17 protein-coding genes, 3 tRNA genes, 3 pseudogenes and 1 riboswitch are annotated in these 20,293 nt (G+C 36.2%); of the genes and pseudogenes, 3 read left to right on the plus strand and 20 right to left on the minus strand.

The features are described 5' to 3' along the window. Nucleotide 1: 1 nt before the first annotated feature. Nucleotides 2-718, plus strand: a pseudogene (locus M663_RS0102195) (ABC transporter ATP-binding protein); the annotation flags it as partial. A gap of 247 nt (nucleotides 719-965) precedes the next feature. Next, a complete protein-coding gene (gene phoU / locus M663_RS0102200) occupies nucleotides 966-1,619 on the plus strand; it encodes a phosphate signaling complex protein PhoU (protein WP_013149983.1) in 654 nt (217 codons plus the stop codon). Nucleotides 1,620-1,688: 69 nt separating this feature from the next. Here the strand turns inward: phoU and thiM (M663_RS0102205) are convergent, their stop codons facing one another. The 7 genes and pseudogenes from thiM (M663_RS0102205) to M663_RS15815 form a co-directional block, all read right to left on the minus strand. Next, complete coding sequence (thiM, locus tag M663_RS0102205; protein WP_029687804.1) at nucleotides 1,689-2,489, minus strand: hydroxyethylthiazole kinase; 801 nt, start codon at nucleotides 2,487-2,489, stop codon at nucleotides 1,689-1,691. A 129-nt stretch (nucleotides 2,490-2,618) separates the two neighbouring features. After that, complete coding sequence (gene thiW / locus M663_RS0102210; RefSeq protein WP_029687805.1) at nucleotides 2,619-3,110, minus strand: energy coupling factor transporter S component ThiW; 492 nt, start codon at nucleotides 3,108-3,110, stop codon at nucleotides 2,619-2,621. After that, nucleotides 3,107-3,898 (minus strand): hydroxyethylthiazole kinase, encoded by a 792-nt coding sequence (gene thiM / locus M663_RS0102215; RefSeq protein ID WP_003868159.1) that lies wholly within the window; start codon nucleotides 3,896-3,898, stop codon nucleotides 3,107-3,109. The genes thiW and thiM (M663_RS0102215) overlap by 4 nt, the downstream gene beginning before the upstream one ends. A 1-nt stretch (nucleotide 3,899) precedes the next feature. Further along, nucleotides 3,900-4,535 (minus strand): thiamine phosphate synthase, encoded by a 636-nt coding sequence (thiE, locus tag M663_RS0102220; RefSeq protein ID WP_012269540.1) that lies wholly within the window; start codon nucleotides 4,533-4,535, stop codon nucleotides 3,900-3,902. 3 nt (nucleotides 4,536-4,538) lie between these two features. Next, nucleotides 4,539-5,333, minus strand: coding sequence for a bifunctional hydroxymethylpyrimidine kinase/phosphomethylpyrimidine kinase (gene thiD, locus M663_RS0102225; protein WP_003868161.1), 795 nt, complete (start codon nucleotides 5,331-5,333; stop codon nucleotides 4,539-4,541). Between the two features lie 57 nt (nucleotides 5,334-5,390). Beyond that, nucleotides 5,391-5,493, minus strand: a riboswitch (TPP riboswitch). Between the two features lie 384 nt (nucleotides 5,494-5,877). Beyond that, on the minus strand, nucleotides 5,878-7,077 hold the full coding sequence (locus tag M663_RS0102230) for an iron-containing alcohol dehydrogenase (RefSeq protein ID WP_003868162.1): 1,200 nt from the start codon (nucleotides 7,075-7,077) through the stop codon (nucleotides 5,878-5,880). A 399-nt stretch (nucleotides 7,078-7,476) separates the two neighbouring features. Beyond that, a pseudogene (locus M663_RS15815) lies at nucleotides 7,477-7,569 on the minus strand (IS3 family transposase); the annotation flags it as partial. Between the two features lie 410 nt (nucleotides 7,570-7,979). Between M663_RS15815 and hydE the strand changes: the two are divergent. Then, nucleotides 7,980-9,017 carry a [FeFe] hydrogenase H-cluster radical SAM maturase HydE gene (gene hydE, locus M663_RS0102240; protein ID WP_029687806.1) on the plus strand — a complete coding sequence of 346 codons (1,038 nt, stop codon included), beginning with the start codon at nucleotides 7,980-7,982 and terminating at the stop codon, nucleotides 9,015-9,017. 22 nt (nucleotides 9,018-9,039) lie between these two features. Here the strand turns inward: hydE and M663_RS0102245 are convergent, their stop codons facing one another. The 13 genes and pseudogenes from M663_RS0102245 to M663_RS0102300 all read right to left on the minus strand — a co-directional run bounded on the left by M663_RS0102245 (nucleotide 9,040) and on the right by M663_RS0102300 (nucleotide 20,125). Further along, nucleotides 9,040-9,768, minus strand: a complete 729-nt coding sequence (locus tag M663_RS0102245; RefSeq protein ID WP_003868164.1) for a hypothetical protein — start codon at nucleotides 9,766-9,768, stop codon at nucleotides 9,040-9,042. Then, nucleotides 9,768-11,033, minus strand: coding sequence for an FAD-dependent oxidoreductase (locus M663_RS0102250; protein ID WP_029687807.1), 1,266 nt, complete (start codon nucleotides 11,031-11,033; stop codon nucleotides 9,768-9,770). The genes M663_RS0102245 and M663_RS0102250 overlap by 1 nt, the downstream gene beginning before the upstream one ends. Beyond that, on the minus strand, nucleotides 11,030-11,479 hold the full coding sequence (locus M663_RS0102255) for a 4Fe-4S dicluster domain-containing protein (RefSeq protein WP_003868166.1): 450 nt from the start codon (nucleotides 11,477-11,479) through the stop codon (nucleotides 11,030-11,032). Before M663_RS0102255 ends, M663_RS0102250 begins: the two co-directional genes overlap by 4 nt. Nucleotides 11,480-11,490: 11 nt before the next feature. Beyond that, nucleotides 11,491-12,996: a glutamate synthase-related protein gene (locus M663_RS0102260; protein ID WP_029687808.1), complete on the minus strand. Its 1,506-nt coding sequence runs from the start codon at nucleotides 12,994-12,996 to the stop codon at nucleotides 11,491-11,493. Further along, a complete protein-coding gene (locus M663_RS0102265; RefSeq protein WP_009053034.1) occupies nucleotides 12,993-14,117 on the minus strand; it encodes a glutamine amidotransferase family protein in 1,125 nt (374 codons plus the stop codon). The genes M663_RS0102260 and M663_RS0102265 overlap by 4 nt, the downstream gene beginning before the upstream one ends. A gap of 368 nt (nucleotides 14,118-14,485) precedes the next feature. Beyond that, nucleotides 14,486-15,196: a type 1 glutamine amidotransferase gene (locus M663_RS0102270; RefSeq protein ID WP_003868169.1), complete on the minus strand. Its 711-nt coding sequence runs from the start codon at nucleotides 15,194-15,196 to the stop codon at nucleotides 14,486-14,488. Between the two features lie 19 nt (nucleotides 15,197-15,215). Next, nucleotides 15,216-15,362, minus strand: a pseudogene (locus M663_RS15080) (transposase); the annotation flags it as partial. 109 nt (nucleotides 15,363-15,471) lie between these two features. Continuing rightward, nucleotides 15,472-15,810 carry a P-II family nitrogen regulator gene (locus M663_RS0102275; protein ID WP_006570069.1) on the minus strand — a complete coding sequence of 113 codons (339 nt, stop codon included), beginning with the start codon at nucleotides 15,808-15,810 and terminating at the stop codon, nucleotides 15,472-15,474. Nucleotides 15,811-15,856: 46 nt separating this feature from the next. Then, nucleotides 15,857-17,197 (minus strand): ammonium transporter, encoded by a 1,341-nt coding sequence (locus M663_RS0102280; RefSeq protein ID WP_029687809.1) that lies wholly within the window; start codon nucleotides 17,195-17,197, stop codon nucleotides 15,857-15,859. A gap of 320 nt (nucleotides 17,198-17,517) precedes the next feature. Continuing rightward, a complete protein-coding gene (locus M663_RS0102285) occupies nucleotides 17,518-19,617 on the minus strand; it encodes a glutamine synthetase III (RefSeq protein WP_029687810.1) in 2,100 nt (699 codons plus the stop codon). 228 nt (nucleotides 19,618-19,845) lie between these two features. Then, nucleotides 19,846-19,921, minus strand: a tRNA-Lys gene (locus tag M663_RS0102290). A 37-nt stretch (nucleotides 19,922-19,958) separates the two neighbouring features. Next, a tRNA-Arg gene (locus M663_RS0102295) sits at nucleotides 19,959-20,035 on the minus strand. 14 nt (nucleotides 20,036-20,049) lie between these two features. After that, nucleotides 20,050-20,125 (minus strand) — tRNA-Gly (locus M663_RS0102300). Between the last annotated feature and the right edge of the window lie 168 nt (nucleotides 20,126-20,293).

Raw genomic sequence — 20,293 nt, forward strand, 5'->3', positions numbered from 1 at the left:
TATGAGCGAGAAGGAAGTATTAAGAATTGAAGAGTTAAATGTGTTTTACGGGGCCATTCATGCTTTAAAAGGAATATCGCTTACCGTAAACGAAGGAGAAATAGTAACCTTAATCGGGGCAAATGGTGCGGGGAAAAGCACTACTTTAAATACAATTTGCGGATTGGTCAAGCCTAAATCAGGAAAAATAATTTTTGAAGGTAAAGATATTACTGGTAAAACTGCTCATGACATTGTAAAAATGGGTATAAGCCAGGTGCCTGAGGGCCGACGGGTTTTTGCTAACATGTCAGTATTGGAAAACTTGGAGTTAGGTGCTTATCTTTTAAAAGATAAAGCAGAATTTAAACGCAGGCTTATCAGGGTTTTTGAACGGTTTCCGCGGCTTGCGGAAAGAAAGGGACAACTGGCCGGCTCTTTATCTGGCGGAGAACAACAAATGTTAGCGATGGGACGAGCATTAATGTCAGCACCTAGGCTTATGCTTTTAGATGAACCTTCAATGGGCTTAGCTCCCCTGTTGGTTAAAGAGATTTTTGCGATCATTAAAGAACTAAACGAGCAAGGAACTACTATTCTTTTAGTGGAACAAAATGCACATATGGCTCTTTCTATTGCTCATAAAGGCTATGTATTAGAAACAGGAAAAATTGTCTTATCTGGCCCCGCCCGGCAGCTGGCGGAAAACCCGCAGGTAAAAGAAGCTTATCTCGGGGGGGTAAAGGGGGGTCAGAGAAGGCATATACTATCACTAATGGTACCCATTCTTGCAATGAAACAAAGGCGTTTCATTTGTATGAATATGCCTTTGTTTCATTTTTTAATATTTTATGCTTTTATAATTAATCATTATTTTATCTACGTAAGAAAATGGCATTTTAGTTCTTATAAGGCCATCTGGTTGTAGCAAGACTAGAGGATGGAAGACTACATCACTGGAAAATTCGATTAAAGGAGGTGAAAGGGTGAATCGCACTCATTTTGAAAAAGAATTAGAGGGACTTCATTATGACATATTAAAAATGGGTAGCCTTGTAGAAGAAATGATAGCGAATGCCATTACTTCTTTAGTAAACCATGATACAGAATTGGCTCAAAAGGTCATAGATGATGACGACAGAATAGACAAAATGGAAGTAGAAATTGACAATAAATGTGCAAAGATTATTGTAACCCAGCAGCCAATCGCAAGGGATTTGAGAATAGTTTTGACAGGGCTCAAAATTGTTACAGACTTAGAAAGAATGGCAGACTATGCAGTAGATATAGCAAAAACTACTTTGAGGATTGCTCATCAAAAATATATAAAGCCATTGATAGATATTCCTAGAATGGCTGAAATCGTAAGAGAAATGGTAAAAATGTCATTGGATTCTTACGTTCGCCAGGATTTAGACCTTGCAAGGACGATTGGTGAAAAAGATGATATAGTAGATGCCCTTTACAAACAAGTATTTATGGAACCATTAACTTATATGATGGAAGACCCAAGAAACATCGACCAGGCGAGTCAGCTTTTGTTTGTAGCTCGTTATCTTGAGAGAATTGCTGATCATGCTACTAATGTATGTGAATGGGTAATTTATTTAGATACGGGAGAGCATATAGATTTAAATTAAAAATATTAGGCTGTTGAACAATTTGTATTTCTTCAACGACTTTAAAAAAATCTTTATTTTCTTTATAATCTACACCTTCAAAACTTCAAACTTAGCATGTTTTTTTATTATATCTGGGTTGATGATGTAAAGATTATTTATAAACTTAGCTCTAAAAGTACCAGGCAGGTTACTTTCCTTCTCTGCTAGTTCACCTGCTATATTAACAGCTAAAAGTGCTGTAAGGGCAGCTATAATTTTATCATCGCTTACTGCAGATGTTGCTGACATTATAGCTCCAAGAGTACAACCTGCACCAGTTATTTTGGTAAACAATGGTGTACCATTTTTTACTATTACTACTTTTTTGCCATCACTTATATAATCTTCTTTGCCAGTTGAAACTACTACTGTATTTGTTTTTTGTGCAAGTTTTATACATGCCTCCATAACACCATTATCATCAAGTGAATCTACACCCTTAACATTTGCATTTTCGCCTGAAAGTGCTTTTATTTCTCCACCGTTCCCCTTAATAATGCTGATACTTCCAAGTTTTAATAGCATTTTTACAAAATCAATTCTACTCTTTATCGCTGCACATCCTACCGGGTCAAGGATAACAGGTATTTTATGTACTGATGCAGAGGAAACCGAATTTATTATAGCCTGCTTTATTTCATTATTTATTGAGCCTATATTTACATACAGAGCATTTGAAATCGCAGTAAAATCATATGCCTCTTCTGGCGACATTACCATTGCAGGTGATGCTCCAAAACTCAAAAGTGCGTTTGCATTATCATTCATCACAACATAATTTGTGATGACATGTATAAGTGGCATTTTTCCTTTTACGTCGTTCAAGACTTTTACAACTTCATCAATCATAAATCTTCTCCTTTCTTTTAAAAAAGTTTGTGTTACAGTATAATATTTATATTTTCGAAATTTTGTATAATCAATTCCATCAACTAAATTTACTAACAATCTATTTAGTCAGTGGGGGCAATTTTATATTCAATTGAAATAATTCAATTTCTTATATTTTGTTAAAACCAATACTACTACATATCCTATCACCGAGCCTATTGTACTGGAAAGGGAAAATGGAATGACAAACATAAAAACCGCACCGGAACTTCCCAGTATATACTTAGCTATAGGATAAGAAAGCAAAGCCCCTATAATGCCTGTACCTATAACTTCTCCTATAGAGGCAAAATAAAACTTACGTGTAAATCTATAAAGATATCCAGCAATGAACGCACCAACCATTCCTCCTGGAAATGCCAAAAGCGATCCAACGCCAAGGATGTTCCTCAATAGTCCTATAATAAAAGCTACTTCTAACGCTCCCCAAGGGCCCAAAAAAACTGCTGAAATAACATTAATAGCATGTTGAACAGGTGTAACTTTGGCAACACCTACACTAAACCATACATATTGAGAGGTAAAGGTGCCTATAGCAATAATAAGTGCCATAAAAACCATACGATGTATTTTATTCATACTTCCACCTTCTTATCTTTTTCTATTATCTCCGGCGTGAGATTATATATCTCATCAAAAAATGTCACTTTAAAACTGCCGGGCCCTTTGACATTGCTGCTTTGAGCGGCTCTTTCACCTGCTATTCCAAAAGCTACAAAAGCTTCTATTGTGGTTTCAAAATAATCTTCACATACTCCGCAGAAGCTCGCTACTACAGAGGTAAGCATACAACCTGTGCCGGTGATAGTACCCATCATAGGATGTCCATTTTTCACATAGGCAATTCTTTTTCCATCAGTAATTATGTCAGTAGCACCTGACATTGCTACTACAACGTTGTACGCGTTTGCTAAATCTTTTGCAGCTTCAGCAATATCATCTACTCCTCCTTGAGACTCTACGCCGCGTATTTTTCCACCTTTGCCCGCAAGTATTGAAATCTCTGCACTATTCCCTTTTATCACAGAAATTTTTACTTCTTCCAGTATCTTTTTTGAGCTTTGTGTCCTAAGCTTTGTAGCTCCCGCTCCTACAGGGTCTAATATAACTGGTACTTTAAATCTATTTGCAGCCTTTCCTGCCTTTATCATCGCTTCTACTTGTTCATTTGTAAGAGTGCCTATATTTAAAACTAAAGCATCTGCTGCACTTACCATTTCTTCTACTTCTTCCAAGGCATGGGCCATGACTGGCAGTGCTCCTATAGCCAGTGTTATATTAGCACAATCGTTGACAGTAACTACATTGGTAATATGGTGAACTAAAGGTTTTTTCTCCCTTAAAATTTTCAACAATTCTTTTTTCATTTCAAATCCTCCTATCATTTATCGCTTTTTTTATAACCTCCAAGAGTTTTCTTGTATTGTTTTCTATATCCCCATAAAATACAGCTGAAACTGAGGATATCCCATCTGCTCCTGACTTTAACATGACTTCATAAGCATTATCCTTCGTTATACCTCCTATTGCAACGACTGGAATAGTAACAGCCTCTTTTATTTTTTTTAACCCTTCTATTCCAATGGCTTCTGCCTCCGGCTTTGTTGGAGTCTTAAACACCGCACCTACCCCTAAATAATCCGCTCCATCCCTTTGTGCCTTTAAAGCTTCTTCCACTGTTCTCGCTGATACCCCTACTATTTTATCACGACCTATTATTTTTCTTACAATATCTGCCGGCAAATCCTCCTGTCCAACGTGAACTCCATCTGCATCTACTGCCAAAGCTATATCCACTCTGTCGTTAATAATGAGAGGGATTCTATTTCTTTTTGTCACTTCTTTAACTTTGAGAGCAATTTCATAAAATTCCCTACTTGATATATCTTTTTCTCTCAGTTGAATTACTGTTGCACCGCCTTTTATCGCTAGTTCTACTGCTTCAGCAATATCCATATTCTTTATGTAAGACCTATCCGTTATAGCATAAAGGGTTAAGTCCATATCTCACACCTTCCTTATTTCTATATTCCAAAAATGGTTAGTAGGACCTACTCCATGCCCTATGGCCAACGAATGTTTTATAGCCCCTGTAATGTATGCTTTCGCTCTTTTTATCGACTCAACTAAATCATGGCCTAAAGCAATATTGGCAGCTATAGCTGAGGAAAATGTGCAGCCTGTACCATGCGTGTTTTTAGTATCAATCCTCTCTGATGTAATTTCATAAAACTCTTTTCCATCGTAAAATACATCTAAAGCATCTCCTGTAAGATGTCCACCTTTTACAATTACTGTCTTTGCTCCATAATCTAAAATTTTTTTAGCCGCTTCCTTCATATCCGATACATTTTTAATTTCTTTTCCAATTAATTCTCCCGCTTCCATAAGATTTGGAGTAACTACAAGGCTTAAAGGAATCAATTCCTTTTTCAAAGCCTCCACTGCTTCCGGCTTTAATAAATAGCTTCCACTCTTTGAAATCATGACAGGGTCCAGCACAACATTTTTTACATTGTAATCTTTTAACCCTTTTGCAATCATTTTAATTATGCTTTCATTAGATACCATACCTATCTTCACTGCATCTGGATATAAATCCTCAAAAATTGCCTTCATCTGCAAATACACCATATCGGGGCTTATATCCTCAATTCCCAAAACCCCCATGGTATTTTGCGCTGTTATTGAAGTAATGACACTCATGCCGTATACTCCATGGGCTGAAAAAGTCTTTAAATCTGCCTGTATACCTGCTCCTCCCCCAGAATCAGAACCGGCAATAGTAAGGGCTAATTTCATAAAAACACCTCCAAATAATAAAATAAGCCCACCTGTGAGGTGAGCATTTTTACAAATGTTTTAAAAAGCATGCTTCCCTACGCAGGCATTACCCTGACAGGTTCAAAGGGTCGGGAACGAATCCCCTCTCAGCCACTTTTTGGCTCCCCTAGCACTTGTCATATTTAGTTTTGCCTAAATTGTTTAAGTTAATTATACCATAAACGCAAAAGAATTCAATAATTATTTTGAAAATGGTGTCAATATTCAATGAGTTAAGTTATAAATTCCCCTTTTTCTGATAAAATTTAAGTGTTAACAAAAAACCCTAAAATTACTGCCCTTAGCTCATTTTTGCAAGCTAAGGGCTCTCCTCAATTTCTCAGTCTTCATTTCTTATTTATCAAAAAGATATCCTATTTGAACTTGTTGTGCTATTGTTTGTCCTTCGCTGTCTGCAAAGATTAAAATTTCTTTGCCTTCAACATGGTTAAAATAATAACTATACTGTTCTTGTTCATTGCCTATTGTCTATCTGCTTGCTGTGAAATTTTTAAATTAAATTTTAGAAAGATTCTTCATAAATCTTGGCAATAACAGCTTCAGTTGCTTCCACTGGTGCATTAGAAAGCAATCCGTCCAGAGAAGGCGTAGTTTTAGCAAGCCTTACCAGAGTCGGAATATCCTCTTTTGTGAATCCAAAGTCCGAAAGTTTTTGGGTGCATCCTACCTTAAAGAGCCATTCTTCAACCTTTTTAGCTACATATTCTGCTTCAGCAGGCAGACCTTTTAGCCCAGGCACTATAGGACTATATACTTCAGCCAGAACTTCTGCAACAGATGGATAAATAGCCTTTACCACCGCAGGCAGTATAGCACCAAGTCCAAGACCATGAGCTATCTCGGGTTTTACTGCACTCAGAGGATGCTCTAGCGCATGGGTAAGGTGCAAAAGGCCATTGTCAAAAGAAATACCAGCTAAAGCAGAAGCGTAAAGCAAATAGTATCTGGCCACAAGGTTTTCAGGGTCATTTACAGCAGCGGGTAGGTAACGAACTATCAGCCTCACTGTTTCTTTTGCCATTAGGACGCTGTAAGGTGACGCTACAAGAGTGGTAGCAGCTTCGGTAACGTGGTTTAAAGCATCTATAGTAACCGCTATTGTCTGTTTTTTGTCAAGCTTTGTCATAAGGGAAGGGTCATCTATGGCATACATAGGATACAGGCAATCATAAGCAATTGCAGGCTTATAATTTTTTTCTGGGATGGTAGCCACCGCAAATCTGTCTACTTCGGTACCAGTACCATGAGTAAGGTTTATAGCTATAATAGGAGCAGCTTTTTCAGGTATGAATTTCTGTTCATAAAGTTCTCTTGCATTTTTATCAGTGTATTCCAGCAGTACAGCCACACTTTTCGCGGTATCTATAGGGCTGCCACCGCCAATGCCGATAACAGCTTTTGCCCCAGTTTCCCGGCCGATTTTGGCCGCCTCATCGATCATGTCAACAGTAGGATTGGGCCCAACCTTGTCATAAAGTGAATATTTGAATCCGAGTGTCTCAAGAGCCGGTTTTACCACATCCCAGGCCCCACTGGCTTTATAGGAACCTTTACCGGTTACAAGAATGACATTGTTGATACCTTTGTTTTTAAGAACTTCTAGAATATCTTTTATCTTTTTTATACTACCTATTCCAAAATAAGTCGTGTTTTTGCAGCGAAGTTCAAAAACCTTATTTGGATTTATTTTTGTTTCCCACACTTTAATTACCTCCTATTGTTAAATTTATAACAATCTCTGTATACAATTATAGCACTATCTTAGAAAATGGTCAACCCCAAGTTATAATATCTATTCTTATCTATTACCTTTATTGCCCCATTTATAAATCCTTATAGTATAGTAAGTAACTATATTTACTTATTCTTTCTTTAAAGAAGTATGAAAGGATTCTATACATGCATTATCATAAGGACATCCTTTACTGCTAAATGAATGTTAATAATCGGCGTATACTAATAATATTAAAAGTCAGGGGCTTGAAATTATCAAACTTCCCTGACTTTTAACATATTTTTGTCTCACGTTTGCTAGTCTACAATTACAGTAGCTGTACCAGTGGATTTATGTCAATATGGTAGACACAAAAACTCGAAATTTTTATGCAGATTTTTTAATCAAATCCTCAAATTGTTGCGGAGTCATATACCCTATACTGCTATGTAGTCTTTTTCTATTATACCAAGCTTCAACTCTACTATAGTGTTTTTGAACTCTTCACTATATTTTCTTTGACCTCTTGGCATTTTGTGACACTTTCTCTCTTTATATTTTTATTTTAACCTGTTCGAGTTAAAGTGTCTACAATAATATAATAACACCATATCACAACATTAAAGTAATGTGAATGGATATATTGACGATAACAAATATATTTTAAAAACATCTTTTCTTTTAGAGCATTAAATGTTAAACTCATATCGTAAAGGTTTCTCCTTCTATCAATGTTTTTAGCTTTAACAACTAATATTAGAGAAATACGGTACTTTCACGCATATTTTAAAAAATTACTCATTTTTATTTAGCCACAAAAAACTTTGCTATCTTTTTAATAATTTTATTTGCCAATTTGAAGTTTAAATTTATTGAGGTAGGTGAACTTTTTGTTAGAACTAATAAAAAAAGCTGAAGAAACACACACTCTCTCAAAGAATGAAATAGTTGAGCTTTTAAAGGACGATCAATATAACGATGAATTATTTAAAGCCGCGGATAGAGTAAGAAAAAAATATGTGGGAGATGAAGTGCATTTAAGAGGACTTATTGAATTTTCTAATATATGTAAGCAAAATTGCTTATATTGTGGTCTAAGAAGAGATAACAAAAATATAAAACGTTATAGATTAAAGCCAGAACAGATAATTAATTTTGCCAAAAATGCCCGCAATTTAGGATATAGAACTGTAGTATTGCAGTCTGGCGAAGATGATTTTTTCAATGTTGAAAGGATGACTAAAATCATAAAATCCATAAAACAACTCGATGTTGCAATAACTCTAAGTATAGGCGAAAAAACAAGAGAAGAATATAAGGCATATAAAGAAGCTGGAGCAGATAGATATTTGTTAAGAATAGAAACAACGGATAAAGAACTTTATGAAAAACTCGATCCTAATATGAGTCATGAAAATAGAAAAAGGTGTCTTAAAGATTTAAAAGAATTAGGTTATGAAGTTGGAACGGGATGCCTCATAGGACTTCCTGGACAAACTATAGAATCCATTGCAGATGACATTCTATTTTTTAAAGAAATTGATGCTGATATGATAGGGGTTGGTCCATTTATCCCGAATCCCGATACACCATTAAAAAATGAAAAGGGAGGCACATTTGAACTTAGTTTAAAAGTTATGGCCATAACAAGGATTTTGATGCCTGATATTAATATTCCGGCAACTACAGCAATGGAAACCCTAAATGTTAATGGAAGGTTGATAGCACTTCGTAGTGGAGCAAATGTTGTAATGCCAAATGTTACAGAAGGGGAATACAGAAAATTGTACGCATTATATCCAGGCAAAATCTGTATAAATGACACTCCCGCCCATTGCTTTAGCTGTATTACTGGTAAAATAAATAGCATAGGAAGACCAATTGCAAAAGATTATGGCTATAGGAAAAAGGTCATGTCAAAAAAGTAAGGGACGGGGTCTTCCCCGTCTTTTATGCATACATATTTCCATAGGGTCTTTTGCCTATCGGATGCAATTTGACAAAAGAATGATTCATAATCTTTTGAAAATCATAATCAAAATATTGACAAAAATTTTCAACATACTTTTGGATAAACGCGTAATCTTTGTCATCTATCTTTTCTTTAATAACTTCTTTTCCAAGTTTATAGTCTTCTACATCTCCTCTCAAATATATAACTCCTCCATGCATACCTGTACCACAATATTCTCCAACTATATTTTCATCATTTTTCAAGTTCAGTACAATCATGCATCCACCTGCCATATATTCACCAAAGAAGTCTCCCGCACTTCCTCCAATAACTATTACAGGAACTTTATCTTTGTATTCTTTCATGTGTATGCCAACTCTATAGCCAACACTATCTTTTATATAGATAGTTCCACCCCTCATCCCGTAACCAACGACATCACCTGCATGTCCATGTATAATAATATTCCCATCGTTCATTGTATTTCCTATTGCATCCTGTCCATTGCCAAAAACTTCTATTGTAAGTCCATCCATAAAGGCTGCCATGTCATTCCCAGGCGTACCTTCGATATTTATTTTTGTAGTCCCAGATAGATTATCTCCTATATATCGTTGACCATTAACATTTTTCAAATTAATTATATCTTCACCTGAACGAACTAACTCTTTAATTATTTCATTAAGGTCTCTATAATAAATTCCTGACGCATTTATGGTTTTCATTATACCACCTCCAGGTCAAGCATTTTTGCCTTTCTTAATTTTTTTGGCAAATATATAAATCCAAAATCATCATTTAAAAGATATTTCTTAAATGGAGTTATATCCGTTTCATTTTTTATAAACCCAGTAAATAATCCAGCCCTATCAATATCATTAATTAATATAAATCCTACTAACCTATTTTCTTTTACCACAAATTTTTTATAATACTTTCTGTTATGATCAATTTTAGAGATAATCTCAAATTCCTCCTGCTGTGGATTTGTTATACCAGCTGTTATCATATTTGTATTTTTATAACCTATTGAGTTCATAGGGAAAATTCCTTTAAAACTTTTATTTATACCAATCATGTTAAGCCCTGCAATTTCCCCTTGCATGTATGCATTTGGCCATATTGGCACAACCCTATTTGACTCAACAAGCATATCATAACCTTCGGCTACATCTCCTGCTGCATATACATCTTCAACGCTTGTTTTCATAGTGTTATCTACTAAAATACCACGGTTTATAGAAATTGATGTGTTTTTTACAACATCAACGTTTGGCACAACACCTATCGCGATAATAAGATTATCGGCTTCTAATTCCTGCCCATTTTTGAGCAAAACCCCTTTAACATATTCATCTCCTATGATTTTATCCACTGTTGTTCCCGTAATTATTTTTATACCGTCATTCTGAAGACTTTGAGATACCAAAGATGCTCCTTCTGCATCAAGAATTGTACTTAAAATTCTATCGGCAAGTTCAACTATTGTTACATCTACCCCTAAATGGTGAAGACCTTCTGCTGCTTTGAAACCGATGAGACCACCACCTACAATTACAGCTTTTGAACCCGGCTTGGCAGCTTCCTTTAATTTTTTAGCGTCGTCCATTTTAATAAAAGTATGAACATTTTTTTTGTTCAACCCTTCTACTGGAGGTATTATAGGTTTCCCGCCCGTTGCAATGAGAAGTTTGTCAAAACTTATGCTATCCCCTTTTTCAAGATACACTTCTTTTTTTCTTTCATCAATAGAAATAGCTTTAATACCAAATACAGTTTCTACTTTATTTTTGCGGTAAAAATCTTTCTCTCTATATATCATTTTGTCCTCAGACACTAAATTTCCAAGATAATAAGATATAAGGGGCCTTGAATATACATGATATGTTTCATCTGAAATAACAACTATTTCAGAACTTGTATCATATTTTCTTATTGCCTCTACTGCACCTACCATCGCAACAGAATTACCAATTATTACTATTCTCATACAGAAATGCCTCCTTCACTATAGACAAGTGCCTCATTAGGACAATTCTTGACACAAGCCGGTTCTCCTGCTTCAGCACATAAGTCACATTTTGATGCAACCTTATTATTTACATCTCTTATGATTGCGCCAAACTCACACACAAGCACGCAAGTCCAGCATCCAACACATTTATCTGTATCACAAGTTACAACGCCCGTTAACGGATCTTTTTGCATCGCTCCTGTAATACATGATTTGACACATGGAGCGTCATCGCAATGCCTACACTGGAGTGAAAAAGATACAGGTTTATTTTCTTCTATGACAATTCGTGGTGTCGGCCTCTGGGTTTCCAACTTATATGCTTTTAAAACATCTTTATACTTTGAATGAGATGTAATACAGTATACTTCACATAATCTACATCCAACACACACTTCTTCTTTCACATAAACCTTTTTCACAAAAATACCTCCTATTCGCCGGCAGCAAGAATGCCAAGTATATCAAGTTCCTTTTGCGTCATTCCTATCCCACGAAGCATTAACCTATTGCCTTTAAGACTTTCAATATCATTTATACCCATTCCACCAAGCATTTCTTTTATTTCATGACTCCATGCTTGAACAAGGTTAACAAGACGTTTATACCCGATTTCTGGGTTTAATCTTTTTACAAGGTTAGGATCTTGTGTAGCAATTCCCCAATTGCACTTACCAGTATGGCATTTTTGGCACATGTGACATCCCAAAGCAATCAAAGCAGCTGTTGCAATGTAAACAGCATCTGCGCCAAGAGCTATCGCTTTGACTATGTCTGCACTGTTTCTAATACTACCCGCTGCAACTAAAGATATTGTATGTCTTATACCTTCAGAGCGGAGTCTTGCATCTACAGCAGCTATTGCAAATTCAATTGGAATTCCTACGTTATCCCTTATTCTCTTTGGAGCAGCCCCTGTACCGCCTCTAAATCCGTCTATTGCTATATAATCTGCTCCAGCTCTTGCTATTCCCGAAGCTATTGCCGCCACATTATTGACTGCTGCAATTTTAACACCAACAGGTTTTTGATAATCGGTAGCTTCCTTCAATGAATATATTAATTGCGCAAGGTCTTCAATTGAATAGATATCGTGATGCGGTGCAGGAGATATAGCATCACTTCCAGGTGGTATCATCCTTGTTGCCGAGATGTCCTCACTCACCTTTTCACCGGGTAGATGACCACCTATCCCAGGCTTTGCACCCTGACCAATTTTTATTTCAATAGCCGCCGCAGTATTAAGGTATTCTCTATCAACACCAAAACGTCCTGATGCTACCTGTACAATTGTGTTTTTGCCATATTTCCGGAAGTCCTTATGAAGCCCCCCTTCACCAGTATTATAAAGTATCCCAAGCTCTTCAGCAGCTCTTGCCAAAGCTGCGTGAGCATTGTAACTTATTGAACCATAAGACATTGCTGAAAACATTATTGGTGTCTCAAGTTTGAGTTGTGGAGGCATTTTTGTTTTAACATTAAGGTTTTCGTCTATTTCTATCTTGTCAGGCTTCCTACCTATATATACCCTTAACTCCATAGGTTCTCTTAGCGGGTCTATAGAGGGGTTTGTAACTTGGCTTGCATTTATAACTATTTTATCCCAATATACAGGATAAGGCCTATCATTTCCCATGGATGACAGAAGAACTCCACCTGTTTCTGCCTGTCTGTATATATCTCTTATAGCATCGTAAGTCCAATTGGCATGTTCTTTAAATGTTTGAGGATGTTTAATAATTGTAAGAGCTTGTGTTGGACACAATACGACACATCTTTGACAATTTACGCAATTCATATCATTTGAAATCATTTTATCTAGATGTTCATCATAACTGTGAACTTCAAATGAACACTGTCTCATACAAACCTTACAGTTAATGCATTTATCGTAATCTCTGAGTACTTTAAATTCTGGAGTAAGGTAGCTTAAACTCATGCAGTAACCTCCTTTGTAGAATACATTTCTTTTTCGTTGTCACGTATGAGCTCAGCTATAACAGGTTCTCCACCTCTAGGAATCCATACGCTTTCAGGATTTTTGCATACTTGCCTTATTGCTGACTCTTCGCTGGCTACATATATCATATCGCCCTTTTTTGCAGCAGTAAGTGGCCTTAGTTTAATCCTATCGTTTATTGCCACAAAGCCATCTTCATATGCTATTATCATTGAAAATGGACCATTTAGTAGTGCTCTTCCATAAATTATTTTCAGGTTAGTGTATAAAATTTTTTCTTTTGGTGACATCCTTTCAACCTGCTTCCACAAAGGCGATGCAACTACTTTGCATGCAAGTTCTATTGGTAAACCATGTCTTCTTAATAGAAGATCGAAAATGTATGCCGCAACTTCTGTATCAGTTTGCAAGGTGCAAATATATCCAAACTCTTCTAAATATTTACGATTAGTATCGTACGAAGAAAGCTCGCCATTGTGAACAACAGAGATATTTAACAGATTAAAAGGATGTGCACCACCCCACCATCCTGGTGTATTCGTTGGAAATCTACCGTGAGCCAACCACATATATCCTTTGTAAGATTCCAATTTATAAAAATTTGCAACATCTTCTGGGTAACCTACCGCTTTAAATACTCCCATATTTTTCCCGCTAGAAAAAACATATGCGCCTGGTATGTTACTGTTTATATTAAATACAAATTTAATTGTAAATTCATTTTCATCCAGTTCTGACAATTTCAATTTCTCTGGCTTTGGTATGGCAAAATATCTGTAAATTAATGGTGCATTTTTAATATGCGCTGTTTTTCGTGTTGGTATTTTTTCTTCTAAAGCCACTATATAATTTGCTTTTAAAATATTCTCTGTTTCCTGTTTAGCTATCAAATCATCATAAAACACATGAAATGCAAAATAATCTTTAAAATCAGGATAAATGCCATATGCAGCAAAACCACCTCCAAGACCATTTGATCTATCATGCATTGTCGCGATGGAATCTGTTATAGATTGCCCCGAAAATAGACGACCAGTGCGATCAATTATGCCACTTATAGCACATCCCGAAGGTATTCTTACATAACCTTCCTTCAACATTTTATAACCCCCTTAAAAAATTTTTATATGCAATATTTTTTTTGAAAGTTGCATCAAGCGAAAATGTTTACTGTTTAAAATTGTCCTCAAATTGTGGTAAAATGCTTATCAATCCTAAATTACAAGTGTTATGTTTAATTATAATATATTTTATTAATTTTGCAATACGTTAATATGAAAAATTCATAAATTATTTTTAGGTTAATTCTTCAATTAAATGTAGTGGGCAAAAAAAAAAAAACAGTTAGATACTTTAACATCATAGGTAACTTATATGTAGAATGACAACACCCCCACTTTCTACGCATAAAAAGTGGGGGTGCTTTTTTATATCTGCAATGCTCTTTCTATTGTTCTCGTTCTTCTCCCTAAACATCCAAAAGTCGGCAAAAATTCGCCCAAAAACGGGAAAAAACTTCCTGATTCTTTTCCCACAGCCTTTTTGTCTCCTCTTTAAGTTGAGCCACTGCTCCTGGTCCAGCAAAGTCTATAAGTTCTTCTTGATAAATCTCAGTCCAATAACTAACGATTATAGGTGTAACTTCTGGGTGAAATTGTAAAGCCCAGGCACAATCCTGATAAGCAAAAGCCTGGTTAGTACAAGTATCACCTTCTGCAAGGAGAACAGCCCCTTCAGGCAGTTCAAAAGTATCTCCATGCCATTGAAAAGCCCAAAACTCTTCTGGCAAATCCCGGAAAAGAAAGGCCTTTTCCCCTGCTTCTGTCAAATGTATTTTATACCACCCAACTTCTTTTACCGGGTTAGGTTTAACTGTTGCTCCCAACGCCCTGGCAATAAGCTGTCCTCCTAAACATATTCCTAATACTGGTATTCGTCTTTCTATCGCATCGCGTATAAGTTCTTGTACTTGATAAAGATATGGGTACTTTTCTTCTTCGTATGCTCCCATTGGACCTCCCAATATTATCACAGCATTATAGTCAGCCACCGTTTTAGGTAAAATAGCTCCAGGTTGATTCATTACGCGAATATCTAACTTCCATCCTTTCTTCGAAAAAATTTCAGCTATAAGGCCTGGTCCTTCCTGACTTACATGTTGGATAATTAAAACTTGCATTATCTCATCTCCTTTGCTAAACAATAGGATCAAGATTTTTACAAAGCTCAGAAATTGTAGATTTTGAAAATTCAGTATCACAGAGTTTATAAGTGATTTCTTCAGCTTTTCGTGTAGATACTTCGTTAACCACCATCTTCATTAATGCCAATAAAAGAGCCTGTTTCTTTTAGACATTTTTAGAGGGGTGCAAGAGGCAAGACAGACTATCTTTCATTTGTGTGGTGTTTTGGATGCCTGCTATTGCCTAATTGTAAGTATGGCTCCCCCAAACTTTAAATTGCGCTTTCACCTTTTTCGCCAGTTCTGATTCTGACAGCATCTTCAACATTGTATATAAATATCTTACCATCGCCTATTTTACCTGAGCGGGCAACTTTGATGATTGTATCCACAATCCTATCAACCTCTGAGTCTTTTATAATTAACTCAATTTTTATCTTTGGCAAGAGGTTTATATTAATTTCAACACCTCTGTAATATTCTGTCTTTCCCTTTTGAAGACCGCAGCCCATTACTTGTGAGACTGTCATGCCCTTTATCCCAAGTTGATTTAAAGCATCCTTTACCTCTTCAAGCTTTTCAGGTCTGATAATACACTCAATCTTTTTCATTGACCTTCACCCTTTTCAAATAAAATTTATCACAAAACCACCAAACTTAGTTTACTGCCTCAGACTTCGTTACAAAGTCACCATAAGCTGTCGCACCATGTTCTGCAACATCCAGACCTTCTACCTCTTCCTCTTCGGAAACTCGCAAACCGACTGTGAGTTTGATTATCGCAAAGAGAATAAACGCTGTCACAGTAGTCCATACAAATGTTGAAGCAACCCCGGCAAGTTGGACCAAAAATTGCTTTATCCCTCCACCATAGAACAACCCTCCTTCTGTTGCAAAAAGCCCAACCATCAATGTCCCAAACGCACCGCAAACTCCATGTACCGATATTGCACCAACAGGATCGTCTATCTTGAGCTTTTTATCAATAAACTCAACAGATATAACAACCAAGATTCCAGCAAGCCCACCTATTATTGCAGCACCCCATGTGCTCACCGACGCACACCCTGCTGTAATTGCAACAAGCCCAGCTAAAGCACCATTCAGTGTCATGCTAACATCGGGTTTTTTGTACTTTAGCCATGTATAAATCATCGCGAGGGTTGCACCCATTGCAGCTGCTAAATTGGTATTGACAGCAATATCGCCAATTTTGTCACTCATACCTGAAAGTGTTGAACCTGGGTTGAATCCAAACCATCCAAACCATAAAATGAAGGTACCAAGCGCTGCCAATGTTATGCTATGCCCTGGAATCGCATTGACCTTTCCGTCTTTTGTGTATTTCCCTATTCTTGGTCCAAGCATTTTTGCACCAATCAACGCTGCCCAACCGCCAACAGAGTGAACAACAGTAGACCCTGCAAAGTCGATAAATCCTAATTTGCTCAACCATCCTCCTCCCCATGCCCAGTGTCCTACAACTGGATAGATAATGAGTGAAATTACAGCACTATAAATGCAGTAAGCAACAAATTTTGTTCTTTCAGCCATAGCACCAGATACAATTGTTGCGGCTGTTGCTGCAAATACTGTCTGGAAAATTAAAAAGGACATCAAAGGAATTGAAAGCTCTAAATGTTCAAATGAATCACTGAAGAAAAACCCTGAGGTTCCTATAAATCCACCTGCATCTTTTCCGAACATTATTGCAAATCCTACCAACCAGAACATAACTGAACCAATTGCAAAGTCCATTAGGTTTTTCATAACAATGTTGCTTGCATTCTTTGCTCTTGTGAACCCCGCTTCAACCATTGCAAACCCTGCTTGCATGAAGAACACCAAGAAAGCTGATACAAGTACCCAAACATTGTCAATAGCTGTTGCAACTTTTTCTGGTGTTATTTGGTCTGCTGCTTTTGCAGTGCAAATTCCACTCGTTACTACAAAAATTAAAATCATAAAGCTTAAAAATATTTTCTTTACCTTATCCATTTTTATAAACCTCCTCATAATTGAATTAAGTTTTAAGAAGACTTATAAACCATTAAGTACACCTACTTGCACCCCTCTTTTCAAATTTGAATTGATTTGATGTGATAAAACGATCTACATGTTTTAAAAAGGTTTTTTAGGGAATAATATTTTTGTTATAGTTTGATAGAAATTTAAGGGTTAATGATTAAAAAAGGCAAAGACAACCTTTTTCTAAAGGCGCCTTTGCCTTTTTTTCTATTTACTTGTTTATTTTAATTACAATTGCTTTTTTCGTTTTGTCATTTGTACTTTAAAATATTAATAATCACTATAACAAGTTAAATATTAAATAACATGTCGGCATATGTTGGTAATGGCCACAATTCTGCATCTACGATGGTTTCGAGTTTATCGCCGATTTCTCTTAAAATGCCCATTTTTGCAAATACTACATCTCTGTAATAGCAAGCCTTGCTATAAGAATCACCATTCATATTTGAAGCTTCATTAACTGCATTTTCAAGTTCAGAGATGTTTTTCTTAAATTCACTCATTAGTGTAGAAACTTCTTCTAATAATTCAGTTTGTGCACTTATATCAGCATTTAGACCTGTTGCTTTTACAGAATTTATTGATTCTGCAATTTTTGTAGCAAAAGTTATTACAGCTGGGAGTATTTGTCGTTTTGCTATGTCTAACATTGTTAAAGCTTCAATATTAATTGTTTTTATATAATTTTCAAGAGAAATCTCATATCGTGATTCAAGTTCAACTTTGCTTAAAACACCGTGTTTTTCCATGAGTTTGACATTCTTCTCTTTAATTAAAGCAGGAATAGCTTCAACTGTTGATCGAATATTTGGAAGTCCTCTTTTTTCTGCTTCTTTTACCCATTCTTCTGAATAACCATTCCCATTAAATATAATTCTTTTGTGCTTCTTTACAATTTCCTTAAGCAACAGTTGCACTTCTTCATCAAAATTTGTGGCCTTTTCCAACCTATCCGCAATCTGAGATAGACTTTCAGCAACAATGGTGTTTAATATAAAATTAGCAGTTGCAATTGATGAAGAAGAACCAACCATTCTAAATTCAAATTTATTTCCTGTAAATGCGAATGGAGATGTTCTGTTTCTATCTGTAGAATCCTTTGGTAGTGCAGGAAGAGTTGATACACCTACTTTTAGTACTCCTCCTTGTTTTGAAGTTGTTGCACCACCATTTTCGATTTGTTCAAGAATATCCGTAAGCTGTTCGCCAAGGAAGACTGATACAATTGCGGGCGGTGCCTCATTAGCACCAAGACGATGGTCATTTCCTGGCGTTGCAGCAGCTACTCTGACCAAATCAGCGTATTCATCGATAGCTTTGATTACAGCACACAGGAATACTAAAAATTGTGCATTTTCGTGGGGTGTATGTCCCGGATCTAAGAGATTTTGACCATCGTCAGTGCTCATTGACCAATTAATGTGTTTACCGGAACCATTGACTCCTGCAAAAGGTTTTTCATGCAAAAGGCATACAAGTCCATGTCTTAAAGCAATTTTTTTCATTAGCTCCATTGTTAATTGATTATGATCTGATGCAATATTAGCTGTATTGTATACTGTAGCGAGTTCATGCTGAGCAGGAGCAACTTCATTATGCTTAGTTTTAGCAGGAATTCCTAATTTCCACAATTCTTCATCTAAATCTTTCATAAATGCTGATATTCTTTCTTTGATAGAAGCAAAATAATGATCTTCCATTTCTTGACCTTTTGGCGATTTAGCACCAAATAGAGTCCTTCCTGTAAGTATAAGATCTTTACGCTTATCATACATCTTCTTGTCAATTAAGAAATATTCCTGTTCAGGTCCTACGGTTGTAATAACTTTTTTTGCTGTAGTATTACCAAATAATCTTAATACTCGAAGAGCTTGTTTTGATAAAGCTTCCATAGAACGCAGTAAAGGTATTTTTAAATCTAGCGCTTCGCCTGTATATGAGCAGAAAACGGTGGGGATATATAGCGTATCATCTTTTATAAAAGCGGGCGATGTACAATCCCATGCTGTATATCCTCTTGCTTCAAAGGTAGCCCTTAAACCACCTGATGGAAATGAAGAAGCATCAGGTTCGCCTTTAATTAATTCTTTTCCTGAAAATTCAGTTATTACCCTACCATCTTGAGTAGGAAAAATGAAAGAATCCCGCTTTTCAGCAGTAATTCCAGTCAATGGCTGGAACCAATGCGTAAAATGAGTTGCTCCTTTCTCAATTGCCCAATCTTTCATTGCATTTGCTACAACTTCAGCAACTGCTGGTTCTAATGGAATTCCCTCATCGATTGTTTTTCTTAAAGCTTTGTAAGTCGCCTTGGGAAGGCGTTCTCTCATGACTGAATCGTTAAAAACATTTGAACCAAAAATGTCGCTTAAAGTACTCTGTGCCATATAAATCTCCTTCCTGTTTTATATTAATGTAATAAAACAATGATTAGGTAAAGTATAAAAGTAAAAATATTAAAAATAAAACAAAGGCGTCATCTCTACAATACAAGATGAAACGCCTTTGTTTCATTCACAAACTATTAAATTTTCATTCATATATAATTAATAATTCTCATGTTGATTTTATAATAGCATATTTTTATTTTGATTTCAAGTACTTTTTTATTTGTCTGGTGCGCCATCAGGGACTCGAACCCCGGACCCGCTGATTAAGAGTCAGCTGCTCTACCAACTGAGCTAATGGCGCAGGTAAAATGTTATTATTTATTTAACTTTTTCTCCTCTGGTGCGCCCTGTAGGATTTGAACCCACGACCTCCAGGTTCGAAGCCTGTCACTCTATCCAACTGAGCTAAGGGCGCATACATAATTAAAATGGAGCGGACAACGAGACTCGAACTCGCGACCCTCACCTTGGCAAGGTGATGCTCTACCAACTGAGCTATGTCCGCATCTATATGGTGCGGGAGAAGGGACTTGAACCCATATGCCACTTTAGGCACTAGAACCTGAATCCTTCACTACACTCGCTATTTAATTATAAATATTTTTATCTTTTTTGTCAATAGGCTATTTTGTTATGATAGTGTCAAGATACTGTAGGATTTTTTTAAGACAAC

The sequence above is a fragment of the Thermoanaerobacter sp. A7A genome (assembly GCF_000445185.1).
Taxonomy (GTDB): Bacteria; Bacillota; Thermoanaerobacteria; order Thermoanaerobacterales; family Thermoanaerobacteraceae; genus Thermoanaerobacter.

Excerpts from the sequence above, each read along its gene's own strand:
- thiM (WP_029687804.1), bottom strand. The coding sequence starts at position 2,489 with ATGATTGATGAAGTTGTAAAAGTCTTGAACGACGTAAAAGGAAAAATG.
- thiW (WP_029687805.1), bottom strand. The coding sequence starts at position 3,110 with ATGAATAAAATACATCGTATGGTTTTTATGGCACTTATTATTGCTATA.
- thiM (WP_003868159.1), bottom strand. The coding sequence starts at position 3,898 with ATGAAAAAAGAATTGTTGAAAATTTTAAGGGAGAAAAAACCTTTAGTT.
- thiE (WP_012269540.1), bottom strand. The coding sequence starts at position 4,535 with ATGGACTTAACCCTTTATGCTATAACGGATAGGTCTTACATAAAGAAT.
- thiD (WP_003868161.1), bottom strand. The coding sequence starts at position 5,333 with ATGAAATTAGCCCTTACTATTGCCGGTTCTGATTCTGGGGGAGGAGCA.
- M663_RS0102245 (WP_003868164.1), bottom strand. The coding sequence starts at position 9,768 with ATGAAAACCATAAATGCGTCAGGAATTTATTATAGAGACCTTAATGAA.
- M663_RS0102250 (WP_029687807.1), bottom strand. The coding sequence starts at position 11,033 with ATGAGAATAGTAATAATTGGTAATTCTGTTGCGATGGTAGGTGCAGTA.
- M663_RS0102260 (WP_029687808.1), bottom strand. The coding sequence starts at position 12,996 with ATGAGTTTAAGCTACCTTACTCCAGAATTTAAAGTACTCAGAGATTAC.
- M663_RS0102265 (WP_009053034.1), bottom strand. The coding sequence starts at position 14,117 with ATGTTGAAGGAAGGTTATGTAAGAATACCTTCGGGATGTGCTATAAGT.
- M663_RS0102270 (WP_003868169.1), bottom strand. The coding sequence starts at position 15,196 with ATGCAAGTTTTAATTATCCAACATGTAAGTCAGGAAGGACCAGGCCTT.
- M663_RS0102275 (WP_006570069.1), bottom strand. The coding sequence starts at position 15,810 with ATGAAAAAGATTGAGTGTATTATCAGACCTGAAAAGCTTGAAGAGGTA.
- M663_RS0102280 (WP_029687809.1), bottom strand. The coding sequence starts at position 17,197 with ATGGATAAGGTAAAGAAAATATTTTTAAGCTTTATGATTTTAATTTTT.
- M663_RS0102285 (WP_029687810.1), bottom strand. The coding sequence starts at position 19,617 with ATGGCACAGAGTACTTTAAGCGACATTTTTGGTTCAAATGTTTTTAAC.